Origin of the sequence: Stappia stellulata DSM 5886 (assembly GCF_000423705.1) — a bacterium.
Taxonomy (GTDB): Bacteria; Pseudomonadota; Alphaproteobacteria; order Rhizobiales; family Stappiaceae; genus Stappia; species Stappia stellulata.
Genome location: NZ_AUIM01000004.1, coordinates 571,575 through 587,648, shown reverse-complemented (window position 1 = coordinate 587,648; position 16,074 = coordinate 571,575). Strand labels below are relative to the sequence as shown.

The 16,074-nt window shown below is 64.1% G+C and carries 14 protein-coding genes; 6 read left to right on the top strand and 8 right to left on the bottom strand.

Annotated elements, in window-relative coordinates:
• Nucleotides 1–89: 89 nt before the first annotated feature.
• The 3 genes from G572_RS0102895 to G572_RS0102885 all read right to left on the bottom strand — a co-directional run bounded on the left by G572_RS0102895 (nucleotide 90) and on the right by G572_RS0102885 (nucleotide 4,427).
• Nucleotides 90–2,141, bottom strand: a complete 2,052-nt coding sequence (locus tag G572_RS0102895) for a hypothetical protein (RefSeq protein WP_029057213.1) — start codon at nucleotides 2,139–2,141, stop codon at nucleotides 90–92.
• A gap of 67 nt (nucleotides 2,142–2,208) precedes the next feature.
• On the bottom strand, nucleotides 2,209–3,399 hold the full coding sequence (locus tag G572_RS0102890; protein WP_029057212.1) for a hypothetical protein: 1,191 nt from the start codon (nucleotides 3,397–3,399) through the stop codon (nucleotides 2,209–2,211).
• 119 nt (nucleotides 3,400–3,518) lie between these two features.
• Nucleotides 3,519–4,427, bottom strand: coding sequence for a sugar kinase (locus G572_RS0102885; RefSeq protein WP_029057211.1), 909 nt, complete (start codon nucleotides 4,425–4,427; stop codon nucleotides 3,519–3,521).
• 143 nt (nucleotides 4,428–4,570) lie between these two features.
• On the opposite strand from G572_RS0102885, the gene G572_RS22165 reads away from it, so the two are divergent.
• The 4 genes from G572_RS22165 (at nucleotide 4,571) to G572_RS0102865 (ending at nucleotide 8,636) form a co-directional block, all read left to right on the top strand.
• On the top strand, nucleotides 4,571–6,187 hold the full coding sequence (locus tag G572_RS22165) for an EAL domain-containing protein (protein WP_051241498.1): 1,617 nt from the start codon (nucleotides 4,571–4,573) through the stop codon (nucleotides 6,185–6,187).
• Between the two features lie 114 nt (nucleotides 6,188–6,301).
• Nucleotides 6,302–7,273: a D-alanyl-D-alanine carboxypeptidase family protein gene (locus G572_RS0102875; protein WP_084649838.1), complete on the top strand. Its 972-nt coding sequence runs from the start codon at nucleotides 6,302–6,304 to the stop codon at nucleotides 7,271–7,273.
• Nucleotides 7,274–7,325: 52 nt separating this feature from the next.
• Nucleotides 7,326–7,961 carry a class I SAM-dependent methyltransferase gene (locus G572_RS0102870; protein ID WP_029057209.1) on the top strand — a complete coding sequence of 212 codons (636 nt, stop codon included), beginning with the start codon at nucleotides 7,326–7,328 and terminating at the stop codon, nucleotides 7,959–7,961.
• Nucleotides 7,962–8,207: 246 nt separating this feature from the next.
• On the top strand, nucleotides 8,208–8,636 hold the full coding sequence (locus G572_RS0102865) for an FKBP-type peptidyl-prolyl cis-trans isomerase (protein WP_029057208.1): 429 nt from the start codon (nucleotides 8,208–8,210) through the stop codon (nucleotides 8,634–8,636).
• Nucleotides 8,637–8,763: 127 nt separating this feature from the next.
• On the opposite strand, the gene G572_RS0102860 is transcribed toward G572_RS0102865, so the two are convergent.
• The 4 genes from G572_RS0102860 to dctP form a co-directional block, all read right to left on the bottom strand.
• Nucleotides 8,764–8,994 carry a hypothetical protein gene (locus G572_RS0102860; RefSeq protein ID WP_029057207.1) on the bottom strand — a complete coding sequence of 77 codons (231 nt, stop codon included), beginning with the start codon at nucleotides 8,992–8,994 and terminating at the stop codon, nucleotides 8,764–8,766.
• Between the two features lie 467 nt (nucleotides 8,995–9,461).
• Nucleotides 9,462–10,766 carry a TRAP transporter large permease gene (locus tag G572_RS0102855; RefSeq protein WP_029057206.1) on the bottom strand — a complete coding sequence of 435 codons (1,305 nt, stop codon included), beginning with the start codon at nucleotides 10,764–10,766 and terminating at the stop codon, nucleotides 9,462–9,464.
• Nucleotides 10,763–11,377, bottom strand: coding sequence for a TRAP transporter small permease (locus tag G572_RS0102850; protein ID WP_029057205.1), 615 nt, complete (start codon nucleotides 11,375–11,377; stop codon nucleotides 10,763–10,765). Before G572_RS0102850 ends, G572_RS0102855 begins: the two co-directional genes overlap by 4 nt.
• A 100-nt stretch (nucleotides 11,378–11,477) precedes the next feature.
• Complete coding sequence (gene dctP, locus G572_RS0102845) at nucleotides 11,478–12,491, bottom strand: TRAP transporter substrate-binding protein DctP (protein ID WP_029057204.1); 1,014 nt, start codon at nucleotides 12,489–12,491, stop codon at nucleotides 11,478–11,480.
• 421 nt (nucleotides 12,492–12,912) lie between these two features.
• Between dctP and G572_RS0102840 the strand changes: the two genes are divergently transcribed.
• Both G572_RS0102840 and G572_RS0102835 read left to right on the top strand, forming a co-directional pair.
• Nucleotides 12,913–14,310, top strand: coding sequence for an aminotransferase-like domain-containing protein (locus G572_RS0102840; RefSeq protein ID WP_342664758.1), 1,398 nt, complete (start codon nucleotides 12,913–12,915; stop codon nucleotides 14,308–14,310).
• Between the two features lie 75 nt (nucleotides 14,311–14,385).
• Complete coding sequence (locus tag G572_RS0102835; protein WP_029057202.1) at nucleotides 14,386–15,600, top strand: NAD(P)/FAD-dependent oxidoreductase; 1,215 nt, start codon at nucleotides 14,386–14,388, stop codon at nucleotides 15,598–15,600.
• A 55-nt stretch (nucleotides 15,601–15,655) separates the two neighbouring features.
• Here G572_RS0102835 and G572_RS0102830 read toward each other — a convergent pair whose 3' ends face one another.
• A complete protein-coding gene (locus tag G572_RS0102830; protein WP_156884462.1) occupies nucleotides 15,656–16,018 on the bottom strand; it encodes a hypothetical protein in 363 nt (120 codons plus the stop codon).
• Between the last annotated feature and the right edge of the window lie 56 nt (nucleotides 16,019–16,074).

The window sequence follows — 16,074 nt, the reverse complement described above, 5'->3', positions numbered from 1 at the left end:
ACATCAAACAAAAGGGCCGGTCAGCAATCTGACCGGCCCTTGTCATGTCGACGCGAGAATGCGGTGCTTCTGCGTGGTGACGCAGATCCTCAGGGATTGGCGGCCACGGCCGCGTTCAACAGCCCGGGCAGCATCGACGGCGTGGTTGCGACCAGTCCCAGGATCTGCATCGCCGGCACCGGGCTCTTCGGCTCGAGCGTCAGGATCAGGTGGTCGGGGGCGACGAGAAAGGCCTTCATCGCGCCGTGCAGGCTTTTTCCGAACGGCGTGTCGCGCAGTGGACCGAGTGCGCTTGCGCCCTGATCGGCCAATGCAAGGGCCAGGGTTTCCGGCGACAGGTCCGCCGCCTTCGCCTGACCGGCGATGAAGGCCGAAACCAGTTTCGCGTCGCGGATCTCGAGACGGGCGTGATTGATTGTTGCCGTGGCAAGGGCCATTTGCGCCTGTGCCGGATCCTCGAACACCTTGCGGGGAATGCCGCCCACTTCCGCGGAGAAATCCAGCGATCCACCGCCATCGATCCTGATTGTCATCGGGTCGAGCGTCAGTGTCTTGTCGTCCGGATCCCAGCGAAGGCGCATTTCGTCTTCGTAGCGGAAGGAGGTCAGGCCGAGCGTTTCGAAGAGCTTGCGCGCCTCTTCCTCCTCGATCAGCGCCACGGGCATTTCCAGGCCTTCGGTCCGGACCTCGACATCCGTCGGAATCGGGGCGATGAAGTCGCGCATGGACAGCCGGAAGCGCTCCAGTGCGACGGTGCCACTGATCTCGTCCGAGACCACCGACATGTCTTCAAGCTCCAGTTCGCCAAGCGTGGGCACAACCGACAGCATCTCCACAAGGTTCGGTTCACGGTTTTGCCGGACGACGACCGCGTCGAAGAACGAGGCGAGCGGGGGCATCTCGAAATCCGCCATGCGGAAGTGCTCCAGATCGATGGCGGTGTTGTCTTCCGCCGCGCGCAGCGACAGTCCCGTCATCGTGAAATCGCCGAAGCCGCCATAGGATGTGTCGCTGGCCGAAGCGCTTTCCAGCGATGCGTTGACCTCATCCGCGGTGACGGCAAGGCCCGACAGGGTCATTGAGGCGATGGAAATGCCTTCGAGGCTAGTCATAACCTGTCGTCCGAGCGCGAGGCTCTCGTTTTCGTCATGGTTTTGCTCGAAGGTTCCGAGAACCAATTGATCCAGAAGCGGGAAGATGTCGAAGGGCCGGGTATCGGCATCGACCTTGGCGCCCTTTACGCCGAACTCCCGGATCGCGGCCTCGAAAAACGAGGAGGAGATGCTGATGTCGCTGACAGTGGAACTCGCCAGAAGGGTCTGTCCAACGGCCTGGTCGGAGTCGAGCGCGCCGATCAGGCGAAGGACGGGCTTGATGTCAATGCCGGTGGAAACGCTTTCTCCTATTTCCTGACGCAGCGTGAACACCTCGGTTCCGTCGTCCTGCGTCTCGACCCTGTTTTCGGAGAGTGACTTGCCGACCCGGTACTCCTCGAGGCGGCCATTGGCGAGGCCGGTCATGGAGATTTTCTCCTGACGCTCCGTCCCACGCGCACCGTCGGGCATCTGGCTGACGGCTTCGAGGGCGCGCACCGAGATGCTCTGCGCGCGGTTGCGCAATCCCGAGCGGATCAGCGGAATAAAGCGCGAAACGGGTTTTTCGGGAGTGTCTTCAAGCGTCCAATAGGCCTGATACATGTCTTTCGCGACCAGATCGTACTGGCGCACCGTCAGGTCCACAGGTTGCGGTTTTCCGTCCTCGGAGATGGATCCGGTCAAACGGATTTCGTGAACGCCGGGCTGTTCGAACCGGTCGAATGCGACGCCGTTGTCGTCTCGGCTGGCGCCGAAAAAACGGGTTTCGGGAGAATCGATGGACAGGTCCACGTCGATGTTTTCGCCAAACAGCGAGAAGTCAAAGGTCCACGACAGTTTCGCGCCCCGCAGGACGGCATCGGCCGGGCCTGTTTCACTCAGGCTTTCGTAGTCGGCCGTCGTTGCGCCGGTTGCGCGCGCCCAGGCGAAGAAGTCCTCGACAGTCTCGACCGCGGGGTTGGCAAGGGCGGAGGTTGCGGGCGCGCATAGCAAGATGGCCAGCGCGGCAATGCCGGATCTGGCGGCAGTGGCAGGACGCAATGTCATTGTCGGATTCCGTTGTTCCTCAGGGGCAGAAGTGAAACGGGAGGGCAGTGCCCTCCCGTCGCCTATCTCAGTCCTCGTTCGCGGTGATTGTCACACCGAGAATGTCCGGCAAGCTTTGCGGCGCCATCATCGCGGTTCCCAGGATCTGGGCGAAGGGCACCGGCGCCGCCGGCGTGGCTGTCGCGGAAAGAGATTGCGGGTCCTGCAGGAACGCGGTTGCCGCACCTGCGACCTTGGCCTGGAACTCCGCGTTGTTCAGCATCGACAGCATGAAGGGCAGGGCGCCGGTGAGCTGCTCGACAAAAGCCTCCCGGGTGGAGCCGGCTTCCTTGGCCTGGTTTTCCAAGACCCGGTCAACGAGGGAATCATTGTCGATGCGCAGGGTAACGCTCTCCACGAGCAGACCCTGCATCAGACCCATCGCCTGTTCGGGATTGTCCTGGGCAGCGTCCAGCTGTTCCAGAACCTCGCGGGTCAGACCGCTGATCCGCAGCGCGGCATTCACTGTGCCCGCATTTTCACCCGACAGCGTCAGCCGATCGATCGCCAGTTTGCCCGTGTCCGGCTTCCAGTCGGCATCCATCTGGAATGACAGCGTCAGGCTTTCGTAGCCGAGATCCGACAGGACCTCGCGTTCGTCGTCGTCGAGCGAATCGGCGGCGATCTCGATGCCCTCGACGCTGAGCGAGCCTGAGGTGGGCAGGCTGCCATCCATCTCGTCGATGACGGCGACGATGCGCGAGACGGGCACCCGGCCTTCGTCCGCCGCGTCGATGACGATGTTGGTCAGTTCCGCGCGCGAGTAGGTCGGGGCGATGGCGTCGGCGCCGTTTGAGGCTTTGACTTCCGCCGGGGAGGCGAGAACCGGATCGGAAATCACGATGCTTTCCGCGGTAACCGTTACGTCCTCGTCCTCATCGAGGTCCTCGATGTTGACGCCGCCCATGGTCAGCGTCGCGGCCGACAGGCCGCCGTCATCGGTCAGTTGCCCGTCGTCAATCGTCGTCTCGCGAATCGTCAGGCGCGACTTGGCCGAACCTTCCTCGATGGCGGTGCGCAATCCGCTGATGGTCACGCTTGCCCCGCTCTGCGAAACGCCGTCGTAGCCGGACACCGTGGCGTTGCCGGCTTCCACGATCTCCAGGAAGCGATCGGCGACGTCGTTTCCGGTCGCGTCGAAGGCAAGGGCCGGCGGGGCCAACAGAAGCGGGCAGGTGAGTGCCAGCGCAATCGCCGGACGTGAAAGGGTGTTGATCATCAAGACATCTCCAGAATGCGTGTTTTGAATGCTCCGCCCCTGCCTGCGGAGCACTACGATGCGCCAAGCGCCAGGCAAGGACAACCCTCGCCCGGCGACACTGCGCAACCAGATCCGGGTCAAAATGCGGCGGAAACCGGTTTTTCCGGCCATAGTGTACTGGCCGTCCTCACATTTTCCCGGTTTGGCAGGCTGGCTTCGTTTCCAAGGTGCTGAATCGCGTGGGCCGACGCCCCCCGCGCGAAGCGGAAGTGATCGCTCCACGAGGCCTGCGTGCTGGACAGCCAGGAATAGACATAGGCTCCGTGAAAGACATCGCCCGCGCCGTTGGTGTCGACCACCTTCGACGCAGGCACGTCGAGAGCGGGGAGATGCAAGGTCGGGCCGGTGCCTTCGTACCAGTACATTCCCTCGTCGCCGAGCGTGACGCCGCCGACGCGGCAGCCACGGCTGCGCAGGTAGTCGAGTGTTTCACCCACCGAAAGACCGAGTTGCTCGCAAAAGCGCGCCGAGACGATTGCCACATCGATATAGCGCAGGAGTTCTTCGGTGTTGTCGCGCACGGCTCCCCCGTCCAGTGACGTGAGAACGCCAGCCTCCCGGCAGGCCTGCGCGTAGTGGAGAGCGGCATCCGGCATGTGTCCGTCAAGATGCAGTGCGCGGCATCCGGCCAGGCTCAGATGCTGGAACGGGTGGAGATAATCGTCGTCGCGGCACCGCACGATCGCCCGCTTGCCGTCCTTGGGCATGATAAAGGAAAGGGAGGATTCCCTGACCTTCCGGCCGTGGATGGAGATGCCGTAGCTTGCCGCCATGTCGAGAAACATGCGCGCCAGCCAGTCGTTTGCCTGCGAGCACATGATATCGGGCGCGATCCCCAGCTTGGCGCAGGTGAAGCCTGCCGTGACGGCGTTTCCGCCGAAGCTTACGGCATAGTCGCGGGCAATCGATTTCTCATCGCCGCTCGGCAGTTTGTCCGTCAGAAAGGTGATGTCGATATAGGCCTGACCGATAAACAATGCCTGCATGGAAATCCCCGTTGCTCAAATTGCCGGTTTCTGACGTTTTTTGATCGAAAAGGACGTTATTTGTCAAAGCGTGCGTCCGGTCTTCAGGGGTCATTTACGAAGCTTCACCATAATGCGAAGGCTGCCTTAATCCGGGACCAACCGTGTCGCATCGCTATACCCTCTTTTTCAGGACCTTGATGATCGCGCTTGCGTTCGCGCTCGCGCCGCTCGTCGCGGCAAACTACATCCTAAACAATTATGCGGTCACCCAGGCGCAGGCCGAAATGACGGCCATCGCCGAACGCTACGTGCTCAGGGCCGAAAAGGCCATTGGCGATGCGGTGTCCATTCTCCAGACCCTGGACCAGGACGGGCTCGTCACCTGCGCCCCGACGGATCGCGCCGCGTTTCATGCGGGCGTCATCTCCGCGCCCTTTGTCCAGATGATCGGGGTCGTGAACGCTTCCGGCGTGCTGATGTGCAATGTCCCGGAACTGCCCGCGACCGGTGAGGCAGTGTTGCCGGTTTTGAAGTCCGACGCCCCGCTCGTTGGCATCGGCATGCGCGCCCGGGCCTTCGAGGGCACCCGCGTCGCGCTTGTGAGCTGGCGGATCGGCAACGGCAACCGCCTGCTTGCGGAAATTTCGCCGGTCGCGATCTCCATCGATCCGGGGCCGGACTATCTGCGGGCGCACCGTCTGGTCGAGCTTCATCTCGGCGACGGCGTCGTTTGGCTTCGCTCCGGCGAAACCGCCCAGCGCGACGGCAATGGCGCGGGCGAAGAGCTTGTTGCGGAGGTGCAGTCGACGAAATACCCGATGATCGCCGTGGTGACGGCGCCGGCCTCGGCCGCCGACAATCTGGTGCGCGACCTCAAGGTCGTCGCGGCGATCGCCTGCGTCGGCTTCGCCGTCCTCTTTGTGGCCGTCGGTGTCTGGTTCTCCTGGCGCCCGGAAAGCGAGGCTGAGGACGAGTTCGTCCAGGCCATCCGCAAGGGCGAATTCGTCCCCTATTATCAGCCCGTCATGGACATCGAGACCGGGCGCCTGCGCGGTTGCGAGGTGCTGATGCGATGGGCGCGGCCGGACGGTTCGGTGATTTCGCCAGGCGCCTTCATGACCTTTGCCGAGACATCCGGGCACATTTTCGAGATGACCCGCCAGATCATGCGCAAGACGCGCGAGGAGGTCGGCGATCTCTACTATCAGAACCCCGAGTTCAAGCTGTCGATCAATCTCTTCGCCGGCCATTTCGAGGATCGGCAGATCATAGAGGACATCCAGCAGATCTATGGCGGGTCGCAAATCGCCTTCCAGCAGATCGTGATGGAAGTGACCGAGCGCCAGCCTTTGTCGGACATGGAAACGGCTCGCAAGATCATCGCGGAGATGCAGGCCATCGGCGTGCGTGTGGCGCTTGACGATGTGGGCACCGGCCACGGCGGTTTTGCCTATCTGCAAAAACTCGGCATCGACATCATCAAGATCGACAAGATGTTCATCGACAGCCTCGGCACCGATGACAATTCGACCACCATCGTCGACACCATGGTCGAGCTTGCCGACAATCTCGGGATGGGCATCATCGCCGAGGGCGTGGAGACGATGGAGCAGATCGAGCGCCTGCGTGAACTCGGCGTCTCCGCCGCGCAGGGCTATATCTTCGCCCCGCCGCTTCCCGCCAAGCTGTTTATCGATCTTGCTCTGGCGCTTTCGGGCGGCCGGAGCGAAGACGATGGCGCGGACGATGTGACGACGAAAGACACGAAGGTCGCGTGACGCCGCCGCCTTCGACGGTGCCGGTCCCGCCCTGTCATCGCTTTTTCCGGAGTTCCTTGTGTCCGCCTGCCGTTTCGTTATGGTGGCGCCGCTTTCAGCGCAAAGGAGCGAGCCGTGGACCCTGTTTTTGGCCAGCAGTCGAGTGACGATACGGGCCGCGCCGGCTCGCGCCTCGGTCTGCGCACACGCGCGGTTGCCGTGCTGGCTGGCGCGCTGCTGGCCCTTGCCGCATGTCAGACCGCGCCGCAGGGGGGAGCTGTCGACAGCCGGACGCCCACGACGGTCGCTGCCGTGGAGACGGCGCCCTTGCCGGAAATGCCCGGTCAGGTCGCGGAACTGGGCCTTGTGCCCGGTGGGCAGGCAACGCCGCGGGCCCATGCCGCCATCGTCGTGGATGCCGCGAGCGGCGCGGTGCTCTACGAAGAGGCTGCCGACGGCCTGCGCTATCCGGCTTCGCTCACAAAGATGATGACGCTTTACCTGCTGTTCGATGCACTCGACAACGGCAGGCTTTCGCTCGACACCGCCTTGCGGGTTTCCCAAGATGCCGCGCGCCAGCCGCCCGCCAAGATCGGCGTGAAGGCCGGAACGACGATTTCCGCGCGTCAGGCGGTGCAGGCGCTTGCGGTCAAGTCGGCCAATGACGTTGCCGTTGTGGTGGCGGAAAACCTTGCCGTATCCGAGAGTGCCTTCGCCGCCCAAATGACGGCCAAGGCGAGATCGCTCGGCATGCGCCGCACGCGTTTCGTCAACGCTTCGGGCCTGCCGGACCCGCGCCAGGTGACGACGGCCCGGGACATGGCGATCCTGGCCCGCGCCCTGAAAAGCCGTCATTCGGCACGTGCGCGGGCCTTTACGGCCCGCTCCTTCACTTACAACGGGCGGACCTTCGAGGCGACCAACAACCTCTTGGGCCGTGTCGCCGGGGTCGACGGCATCAAGACCGGCTATATCAGCCTGTCGGGCTACAATCTCGCGGCTTCCGCCGGACGGGGAGGCAAGCGGGTGATTGCCGTCGTGATCGGCGGCGAGAGCGAGCGCGCGCGCGACAAAGAGGTCACGACGCTGCTGGAACGCTATCTGTAACAGACACCCGGTTGAGGCTCGGTCCTCTTGTGGTCAAATCGAGGCTATCGACATGCGTTCGGTCAAGGAGACCAGCCGGCGGTTCTGGAACAAGGCGGCCCGCAAATATGCAGCGCGCGCCGTCGGCGACGAAGCCGCCTATGCGCATACGCTGGAGCGGGTGCGCGCGCATATCGACGGGGTCGAGCGGGTGCTGGAGGTCGGCTGCGGCACCGGCACGACGGCGTTCAAGCTTGCCGGTTGCGTTGGCGCCTATACCGCGAGCGACCTCTCCGAGGAGATGATCGACATCGCACTGGAAAAGGCGGCCGCGGCCGATGACACGAAAATCCGCTTTCTCAGGGCCGCGTTGAGCGATCTGCCGGCCGAAGAGCTCCCTTATGACGCGGTGCTTGCCTTCAGCGTTCTGCATCTGATGGAGGATCCGCGCGCGGCCGTTTCCCGGATCGCGGATCGTCTGCGCCCGGGTGGCCTGTTCCTTTCCAAGACCGTCTGCCTCGGCGACATGAACCCGGTGTTCCGCTTCATCATTCCGGTGATGCGCCTGTTCGGCAAGGCGCCGCTGGTGCACTTCCTGACCGCGAAGGATGTCGAGGCGATCATTTCGGAGGGTGGCTTCGAGATCGTCGAGACCGGCACCTTCCCCAAGAGCCCGCCGGCGCGGTTCGTCGTTGGGCGGAAAACGTAAGGAGAGGCCGGCGTCGCGGCAGCATCTGGAAGGTGAGCCTTCGGTGAGCGGGCCGGGTGTCGGCGGGCCGCGAAGACAAAATGCGCAACGTGGCCGCGGCCGGCATGCTCGGGCGGCGTTTCGGTTCGCGCGAATTCACGGGTTTACATCGCCCGACAGACTTGCGAGCCTGTGACTCGAGCGACTGAGTGCCCGATGTTTCACCGGGCTTCGTCAAACCCACACCCTCCCGAAAGAGAACTCTTCATGACCCAAGCCAAGCCGGGCGACACGCTGCATCTTCACTACACGGGCACGCTGGACGACGGCACCGTCTTCGACAGTTCGGAAGGCCGCGAACCGCTGTCCTTCGAACTGGGATCCGGTCAGATCATCCCCGGGCTCAATGACGGTGTGACCGGCATGGAAGTCGGCGAAAAGCGCAAGGTGCGCATCGAGCCGGAAGACGCCTATGGCGCGCATGTGCCCGACCGCGTCCAGGCCGTCGACCGGGCGAATTTTCCCGACCATATCCCGACCGAGCCCGGCACCCCGCTTCAGGTGCAGACGCAGGACGGCCAGACCATGAACGTCGTCATCGCCGATGTGACCGAGGACAAGGTGCTGCTCGATGCCAACCATCCGCTGGCCGGCAAGGCGCTGACCTTCGACGTGGAACTCGTCAAGATCGCCTGAAGTCGGGCTGATTGTCTCCAGGGCCGGTCTCGGGATTGTCGAGACCGGCACCTTCACAATGAAAGCCCGCGCGCTTCGGTGTCGCACCGTGTGTGAGGCGAGCGGAAATGACTGCGGTCGGGCACGTTCAGTGTCCGACGCGAATCACACCCGAAGCCGGATCGTAGTCCCAGGCGTAGGCCAGAAATGCGTCGCCGTGGATCAGCACCGCTGTTTCCACACTGAGGTCGATCGCCAGGTCCGCGATGTTCGCGATTGTCTCGCTCTCGAGTTTGAAGTGCTGGCCGGCCTCTCCCGGCGCACGATCCAGAAAATTGTCGATGGCGACAGGGATCTCCGTGCTCGTCTGGTAGGCCATGACGACCGTGACGCCTTGTTGACGCTCCAGCCACCGGGCGGCCGGAGTTTCTCGCTGCCCGTGGATTTGATCACGTGTCGCGATTTCAGGGCGAAGAGCGCCAGGGACACTTGTGCGGCGACGGGTGGCGCAAGCGATAGAGTGAAGAGAGCGGCCAGGCTCCGACCTGCAAGAGACCCGAGCGTCGCTTTGACCCGTGCGCCCGTCCTTCTCGCTTCAGAAAACCGAGACAAGTAATCTTTGGGCGGAGATGCCGTGGCTGCGCGCTGGCATTCTGATTTCCGTCGTCATGTTTCGTCCCAACGGGGCGCGTGCGGAGCATCCGCGTGCTGCGATAGCAGATGACTTTCGCGCACATTTCCGGGTCGTTTTATGGGATGCTCAAGGCTGGCGCTTCCCCCCTTCGCGGAGGCGGAGCGTGTGACGTCCCCGACCGGTGAACACCGTGACGGGGACGCGCTCAAGGCTCACCCGCCGAGGATCAGGCGCGGCAAAGTGAGCGACAGGGCCGGCAGGAAGGTCGTCAGCAGCACCACGGGAAGATAGGCCAGGAAAACGAACACCAGCGTGGGCAACAGCATGCGCGCGAGCGGCACATTTCCGATCAGCCCGGCGAAATAGAGGATCGGAGCCGTTGGCGGGGTGATCAGTCCCATCCCGAGGTTCGTGGCGATGATCGCGGCGAATTGCACCTGATCGACGCCGGCTTGCTGCATCACCGGCAGCAGCAGCGGCGCGGCCAGCAGAATGCCGCTGACATCTTCCATGAACATCCCGACGATCATCAGGAAGAGATTGGCCATCAGCAGAAGGACGATCGGGTTTTCGCTGATCGCAAGAAAGCTCTCAAGGATCTGCTGCGGCACGTCTTCCAGCGTCCAGACCCGGCCCAGCATGGATGCGAAGAAGATCATCATCAGCAGCACGCCGGTGGTGCGTCCGGCGCGCCAGATCACGTCCGCCAGGTCGGTCCAGTCGATGTCGCGATAAAGATAGATCGACACGGGTATGGCGTAGAGAACGGCCACGGCGGCCGCCTCGGTGGGGGTGGTCACGCCGCCATAGATGAAGCCCAGGATCAGCACCGGCATCACCAGGCCCATGCCGGCCCTGCGTCCGCGCCGGGCCACCTCGCGCGCGAACTGGCGGGCATCGACCGAAGGCGGCGTCACAAGCGGCATGCGCCGGGTCAGCACGCGGTTCCAGAACGCCAGCAGCGTGCACAGAAGGAGGCCTGGAACCACTGGCGCCAGAAAGCTCGCCAGGATCGAGGTGCCGGTGACCCAGCCGAAAAGGATCATCGAGGCACTTGGCGGGATCAGCAGCGCCAGCACCGCCGAAGCCGAGACCAGCGCCGTGGCGTACCCGCGATCGTAGCCGCGAGCCTCCATGCGCGGGATCATGATGGTGCCGATTGCCGCCACCGCCGAGGAGGCCATGCCGGAGATGGCGCCGAACACCGCCGTCGCCATGATCACCACGATGCCCAGGCCGCCGCGCATCCGGCCGACAAGGCTGTCGGCCAGGTCCACGAGACGTTCGGCGATTCCGCCGCGGCTCATGATGCTGCCGGCGAGGATGTAGAGCGGAATGGCGATGACCACGATGGAGGAGAGCTTCGAATAGCCCGCTCCGATCAGAAAGCTGGCCGAACCGAAATCTCCGAACAGCACGAGAAAAAGCACCGCGCCGGCGAAACAGAAGGGCACCGGCACGCCGATGACCAGCAGAAGGGTCAGCAGCAGGGCGTCATAGATGATGATATCGCTCACGCCACCGCCTCCCCGTCGGCCGCCGGGCCCAGGACGAGGCGTCGGACGCGTTCTGCAAATTCAACGGTGAAATAGAGCGTCATCAGGCTGAGCCCGACGGGGATGATGGCATAGACCCAGGACATCGGCAGGCCGGTTTCCAGCGACATGGTGCCCCGGCCGATGGTGTAGTCGAGATACTGCCAGGCCCATACGGACATCCAGCCGGCCAGGACGACTGTGATCAGTCCGGCAAGGGCGCTGAGCGCCAGCCGGGAGCGGCCGTAGGGCAGGATCAGCTCCACCAGACTTGCCGAGATGTGCCCGCGCTCCCAGGCGCCGTGGCTGGCGCCGAGGAAATAGAGATAGACGGCGACGAAACTCGCCAGTTCCTCGATCCCGAAGATCGAGATGCCCATTACGTAGCGGGTGAAGACCTGGATGGCGATCAGCAGGGTGAGCGCCGCACCGCAGGCCACGAGCAGGATCCGCTGCAGGCGCAGCGTCCAGTTCCAGGCCGTCAGCGCGCCGCCTCGCAGAAAGCGGGGTGTGTTCACCGTGTCTGGCGAGGCGGCAAGCGGCGAGGCCGTGTCTCCCGCCGCTGTGGTTTCCGTTTCCGTCTCGTTCTGCATGCTGGCGCGTCCTCCCGATCGCTTTGTCACTGCCCTGAGGCAAGAAGCGGATCGCGCGGGGCCGCGACGATCCGCTTCGTCTCCCGAAATGGCGTTCGGATCACTCCACGCCGAGCGAGGCCTTCAGCTTGCCGAGCGTCTCCTCGCCGAGTTCGTCGGCGATGTTCGGCCAGACGTCGCGACGCACGATCGCCGCCAGCTCCTCAAGCTCAGTCTTGTCGAAGGTGACGACGTCGATGCCGGCCTCGCGCATCGTCGCCAGGGCGGCGGCGTCGGCCGCTGCGACATCCTCGAAACGTTCGGCGCTGACCTGCTGCGCCGCCTCCAGCAGCACCTTGCGATCCTTGTCCTCCAGGTTCGCATAGGTGGCGGAATTGACGATGAACCAGTCGCCCTCGAAGTGGGTGTTGTACTGGACCCAGGTCCTGGTGATGTCTTCGAAGGATTCCAGCGTCATGTTCGCCGTGCCGCCGACCTGGCCGTCGACAACGCCGGTCTGCATGCCGGTGTAGAGTTCGGCCCAGGGCACGGTCGCCGTGTTGTATCCCAGCCGTTCCAGCAGCACCCGGTGGGTGATGCCGCCCGGCCACACCCGCACCTTCAGGTCATGCTTGGCGTCGAAGTCCTTGACGTTCTCGACCGGCTTGGCGAAGCCCGCGCCCCCCATGCCGGCGCCGAACACGCCGAGCGGGGTCAGTCCCTGCGGCTCCAGTACGTCGCTGACGATGGAGAAGACCGCGCCGTTGGGCGACAGCGATTCCCGGGCGGTGTCGTAGTCGATGAAGGCATAGGGAAACCAGGTGATGGCGAGGCGCTTGTCGCTGCTGGTCGCCAGCGGCTGCATGGCCATGTCGACGGCGCCCTGAATGACCTGCTCGTAGACCTCCGTCCAGTCCCCGAGCTGGCTGGCGGGATAGACCTTGATCTTGATGCGCCCGTCGGTGCCCTGTTCGACCAGATCGGCAAAGCGCAGCGCCGCTGCCTCACCCTCGGAACCGGGCTTTTTCAGGGTCGACAGGCGCAGGGTTTCTGCCTGAACGCTGCCGCCCATCAGCACCGCGGCGGTCGCGGCGACAAGCGCATAGTTGGCGAGTTTCTTCGCGTGATGTCTCATTTGGGTGCTCCTCCAGCATTGCTCCACTCCTTCGCGCCGGTGCGGCGCGACCTCCGTGAGTGAAAATTGTGTGACCATACAAAGCGATCAATCAAACGCTATCAGTGATTTTTTTGGTCCGTCAATCGGTGATTAGCAAAATTTTTTGAAAGAAATCGGGGCGAACCCGATATTGCGTTGCGTGAGATATCGTGCTTGTCTGGCCTTTGTCTGGTGTTTACGTCAGACAAAAAGCGGTGCTATGCCATGAAGCGGATGGTCCGGGGGGGGCATCCCGGCCGCGTGACCGAGGACGCAAGATCCGCCGACGCGACGGTAGAGTGGCCGCACGGGTGTGCGCCGGTCGAACGGTTGGGCAGGAGGCTGCCGGTCGACCAGACGGTGGCGTGCCGGTTGAAACGACGGGGAAGAGAGGAGAGGGCTGCTGTCCGCACTGTTCGACAAGACCGCGTTCACCGACGCCGAGACGCCGATCTACCGTCAGATTGCCAATGCCATTGCCGCGAAGATCGCATCCGGCGAGCTGGTCGCCGGGGAGCGTTTGCCGTCGCAACGTGACATCGCGCGTCAGGCGGGGGTAAATCTGACCACGGTCACCCGCGCCTTTGCCGAGCTGCAGGAGCGGGGCCTGGTCACGAGCCGTCCGGGCCGGGGGTCGTTGATCGCCGCGGAGCGGGAGGCGGCGCATTTCAAATCTGCGCCGCTGGACGAGCAGGGCTACATCGACCTGTCGGTGAACCGGCCGGCGACGGCCGGCTATCTGGAAGCGCTGGCAACGCTCTTGCCGCGCCTGCCGGAAGACCCGCGTTACGCCGCGCTGCAGGATTTCCACGAACCGGAAGGCCCCGACTGGGCGCGTGAGGCGGTCGCCGGCTGGCTCGCCACGCAGATCGGGAGTGAGGCGCCGCCCCAGCGTCTGCTGGTGACAAACGGCGCGCAGCACGGACTGTCTTGCGTGCTGTCGGCAATTGCGCGACCGGGCGACGTCATTCTTGCCGACGCGGTGACCTATCAGGGCATCGGCGCGCTGTGCCGGTCGCTCGACCTCGTTCTGAAGCCGGTGGAGATGGACGGTGAGGGCATGCGGCCCGACGCCTTTGCCCGTGCCTGTACGGAACTGACGCCGCGCGCGGTGTTTCTGGTGCCGACGCTGCATAATCCGACTACCGTCACGCTGTCCGGCGACCGCCGTCGTGCCTTGGCCAAAACCGCCCGGAGCCATGGCGTTCTGCTGATCGAGGACGATGTCTACCGGCCGCTAAAGGACGATACGCCTCAGGCTTTCGCCGCCAGCGATCCTGACATCACGATCCATCTGGGGAGCTTTTCCAAGAGCATCGCTCCAGGGCTGCGCTTCGGTGCAGTGCTGGCGCCGCCCACCTTGGTCGGGGAGATCGCGGCGATGCTGCGCATCAATTGCTGGAGCACTGGGCCGCTGACGGCGCTGATCGCCGCACGGATGATCGAGGACGGGCAGGTGGAACGTATTCTGGAGGGGCAGAAGCGCGAGTTCGAGGCGCGACAGGTGCTCGTGCGCGAGATGTTGTGCGACGTCGACCTGTCGCAGGACCCACAGGCGCCCCACGCCTGGGTGCATCTACCGGAGCCGTGGCATGCCAATGCCTTCGTGCGTGCGGCCGGCCTGGCCGGGGTTGGCGTGCTGTCGGGCGAAGCTTTCGCCATCAGCCGCAATGCCGTGCCCCATGCGGTGCGGATCAACGTTGGCGCAGCGCGCTCGCGCGAGCAGCTGCGCGAGGCGCTGACGCGCCTGCGCGAGGTGCTGCGGGACGGCCGACACCTGCTCGAGCCGGTGATCTGATCCGCCGAGAGTTTCGGCGGGGGGAGCGCTCGGGGGCGCGATTTTCAGGATTTTTTGAAAACGGAAGGGATGTCCATGGCAGGTGCGTTGGACACGGAAGTGCTGGTGATCGGTGGCGGAGCCATTGGCCTTACAATTGCCTTGCGGCTGGCGGATGACGGGCGCGCGGTGACCTTGCTGGAGCCCAATGAGCCGGGCTCCGGCGCCTCTTACGGCAACGCCGGTACAATCGCCGAATATGCCATCATACCGGTCGGCACGCCGGGGGTGCTGCGAAACCTGCCTGATCTGCTGTTCAGCCGTGTTTCGCCGCTTTCGGTGCGCAAGGCGGCGCTGCCCACGCTGTTTCCCTGGCTGCTGCGTTTTGCCTATGAGTCTCTGCCGGGGCCCATGCGCCGCAACGTCGCCGCGCTGGCGCCTCTGCTCGCCGAGGCCGCCGGTGGGTGGCATGAACTGTCCGCGCAGATCGGGGCGGAGGATCTGTTCCGCCACAATGGTTGCGTTTACGCCTATACCTCGATGCGCGATTTCAAGGCCGCGGAAGCGGATATTGCATTGCGTGGCACTTACGGTATCGCGCAGGAGTTGCTGTCGAGCGACGCGTTGAGCCGGCTGGAGCCGCAGTTGCCGCCTTTCGAGGGGGGCGCGGTGCTGTTTCCCGGTGCGATGAGTATGACGGATCCGGGCGAGGCGATGCGGCGTCTCGCGGTGGCGGTCACCCAAGCGGGCGTGCGCATCCTGCCCCGGCAGGCCATACGGCTGGAACGCCGGAGCGCCGGCGTGCAGGTGACCACGCCCGAGGGCGCCATCACGGCGCGCCGCGTTGTGATCGCGGCCGGTGCGCATTCCAAGGCGCTTGTGGCGCAGGCCGGCGAGCGCGTGCCGCTCGACACGGAGCGGGGCTATCATATCGAGTTCGATATGCCGACGCCGCTCTTGTCGCGTCCCGTCTCGCCCACCTCCCGAGGCTTCTACATGGTGCCGATGCAAGGGCGTTTGCGTATTGCCGGGCTGGTGGAACTGGGCGATCTGGCCGCGCCGGCGAACGAGCGGCGGTTTGCCCAGTTGGAGGAGGGCGCGCGGACCTTCTTCCCGGATCTCGGCAAACCGAATCGGAGCTGGCTGGGCTTTCGCCCGTCGATGCCAGATTCGGTGCCGGTCATTCGTCCGGTGCGGGGCGCACGCGACGTGATCCTCGCTTTTGGCCATGGTCATCTGGGACTGACGCTGGCGCCCGTCACCGCTCGCATCGTTCGCGATCTGGTTGCCGGACGAGCGCCGGTCAATTGACTTGGTTTGAGCTGCCCCCTGATCGTCGGACAGGATCCGGGGTAATCTAAGCTACTCATTGTTCCTGATGACCGGGTTGGTTGATAGCATTTCTCTGCCAACAGACCAGCGCCGGCGGCTTGCCGCCGAGTGCTGACCGGGGCGCTGGCGGTTGGAGAAGGTCATCCATTTCCAAAGGGGGATCTTCGTCTCCGGTCCCGTCTCGCAGGCCTGCAGGTAGACGCACCCGTATTTCAGGGGCCGCGACAGCCTCTCGATGAAGCGGCTCAGAGATTTCCTCGTCGAGATCTCCACCGGCACGAATCTCACGGTTGTGCCAGGGCTCAATCCGGCCATCGCGCCGCAGGGCAGAGAGATGGCCCTTGCGCCTTTCCAGCGTGTCCTCATCGCGGTGCGAGCACGAAACACGGATCTTCATGGAAGATTTCGTTCACATTTTGTTCTTAATTTGTATTTCCGGACGCCCGAGAGCGT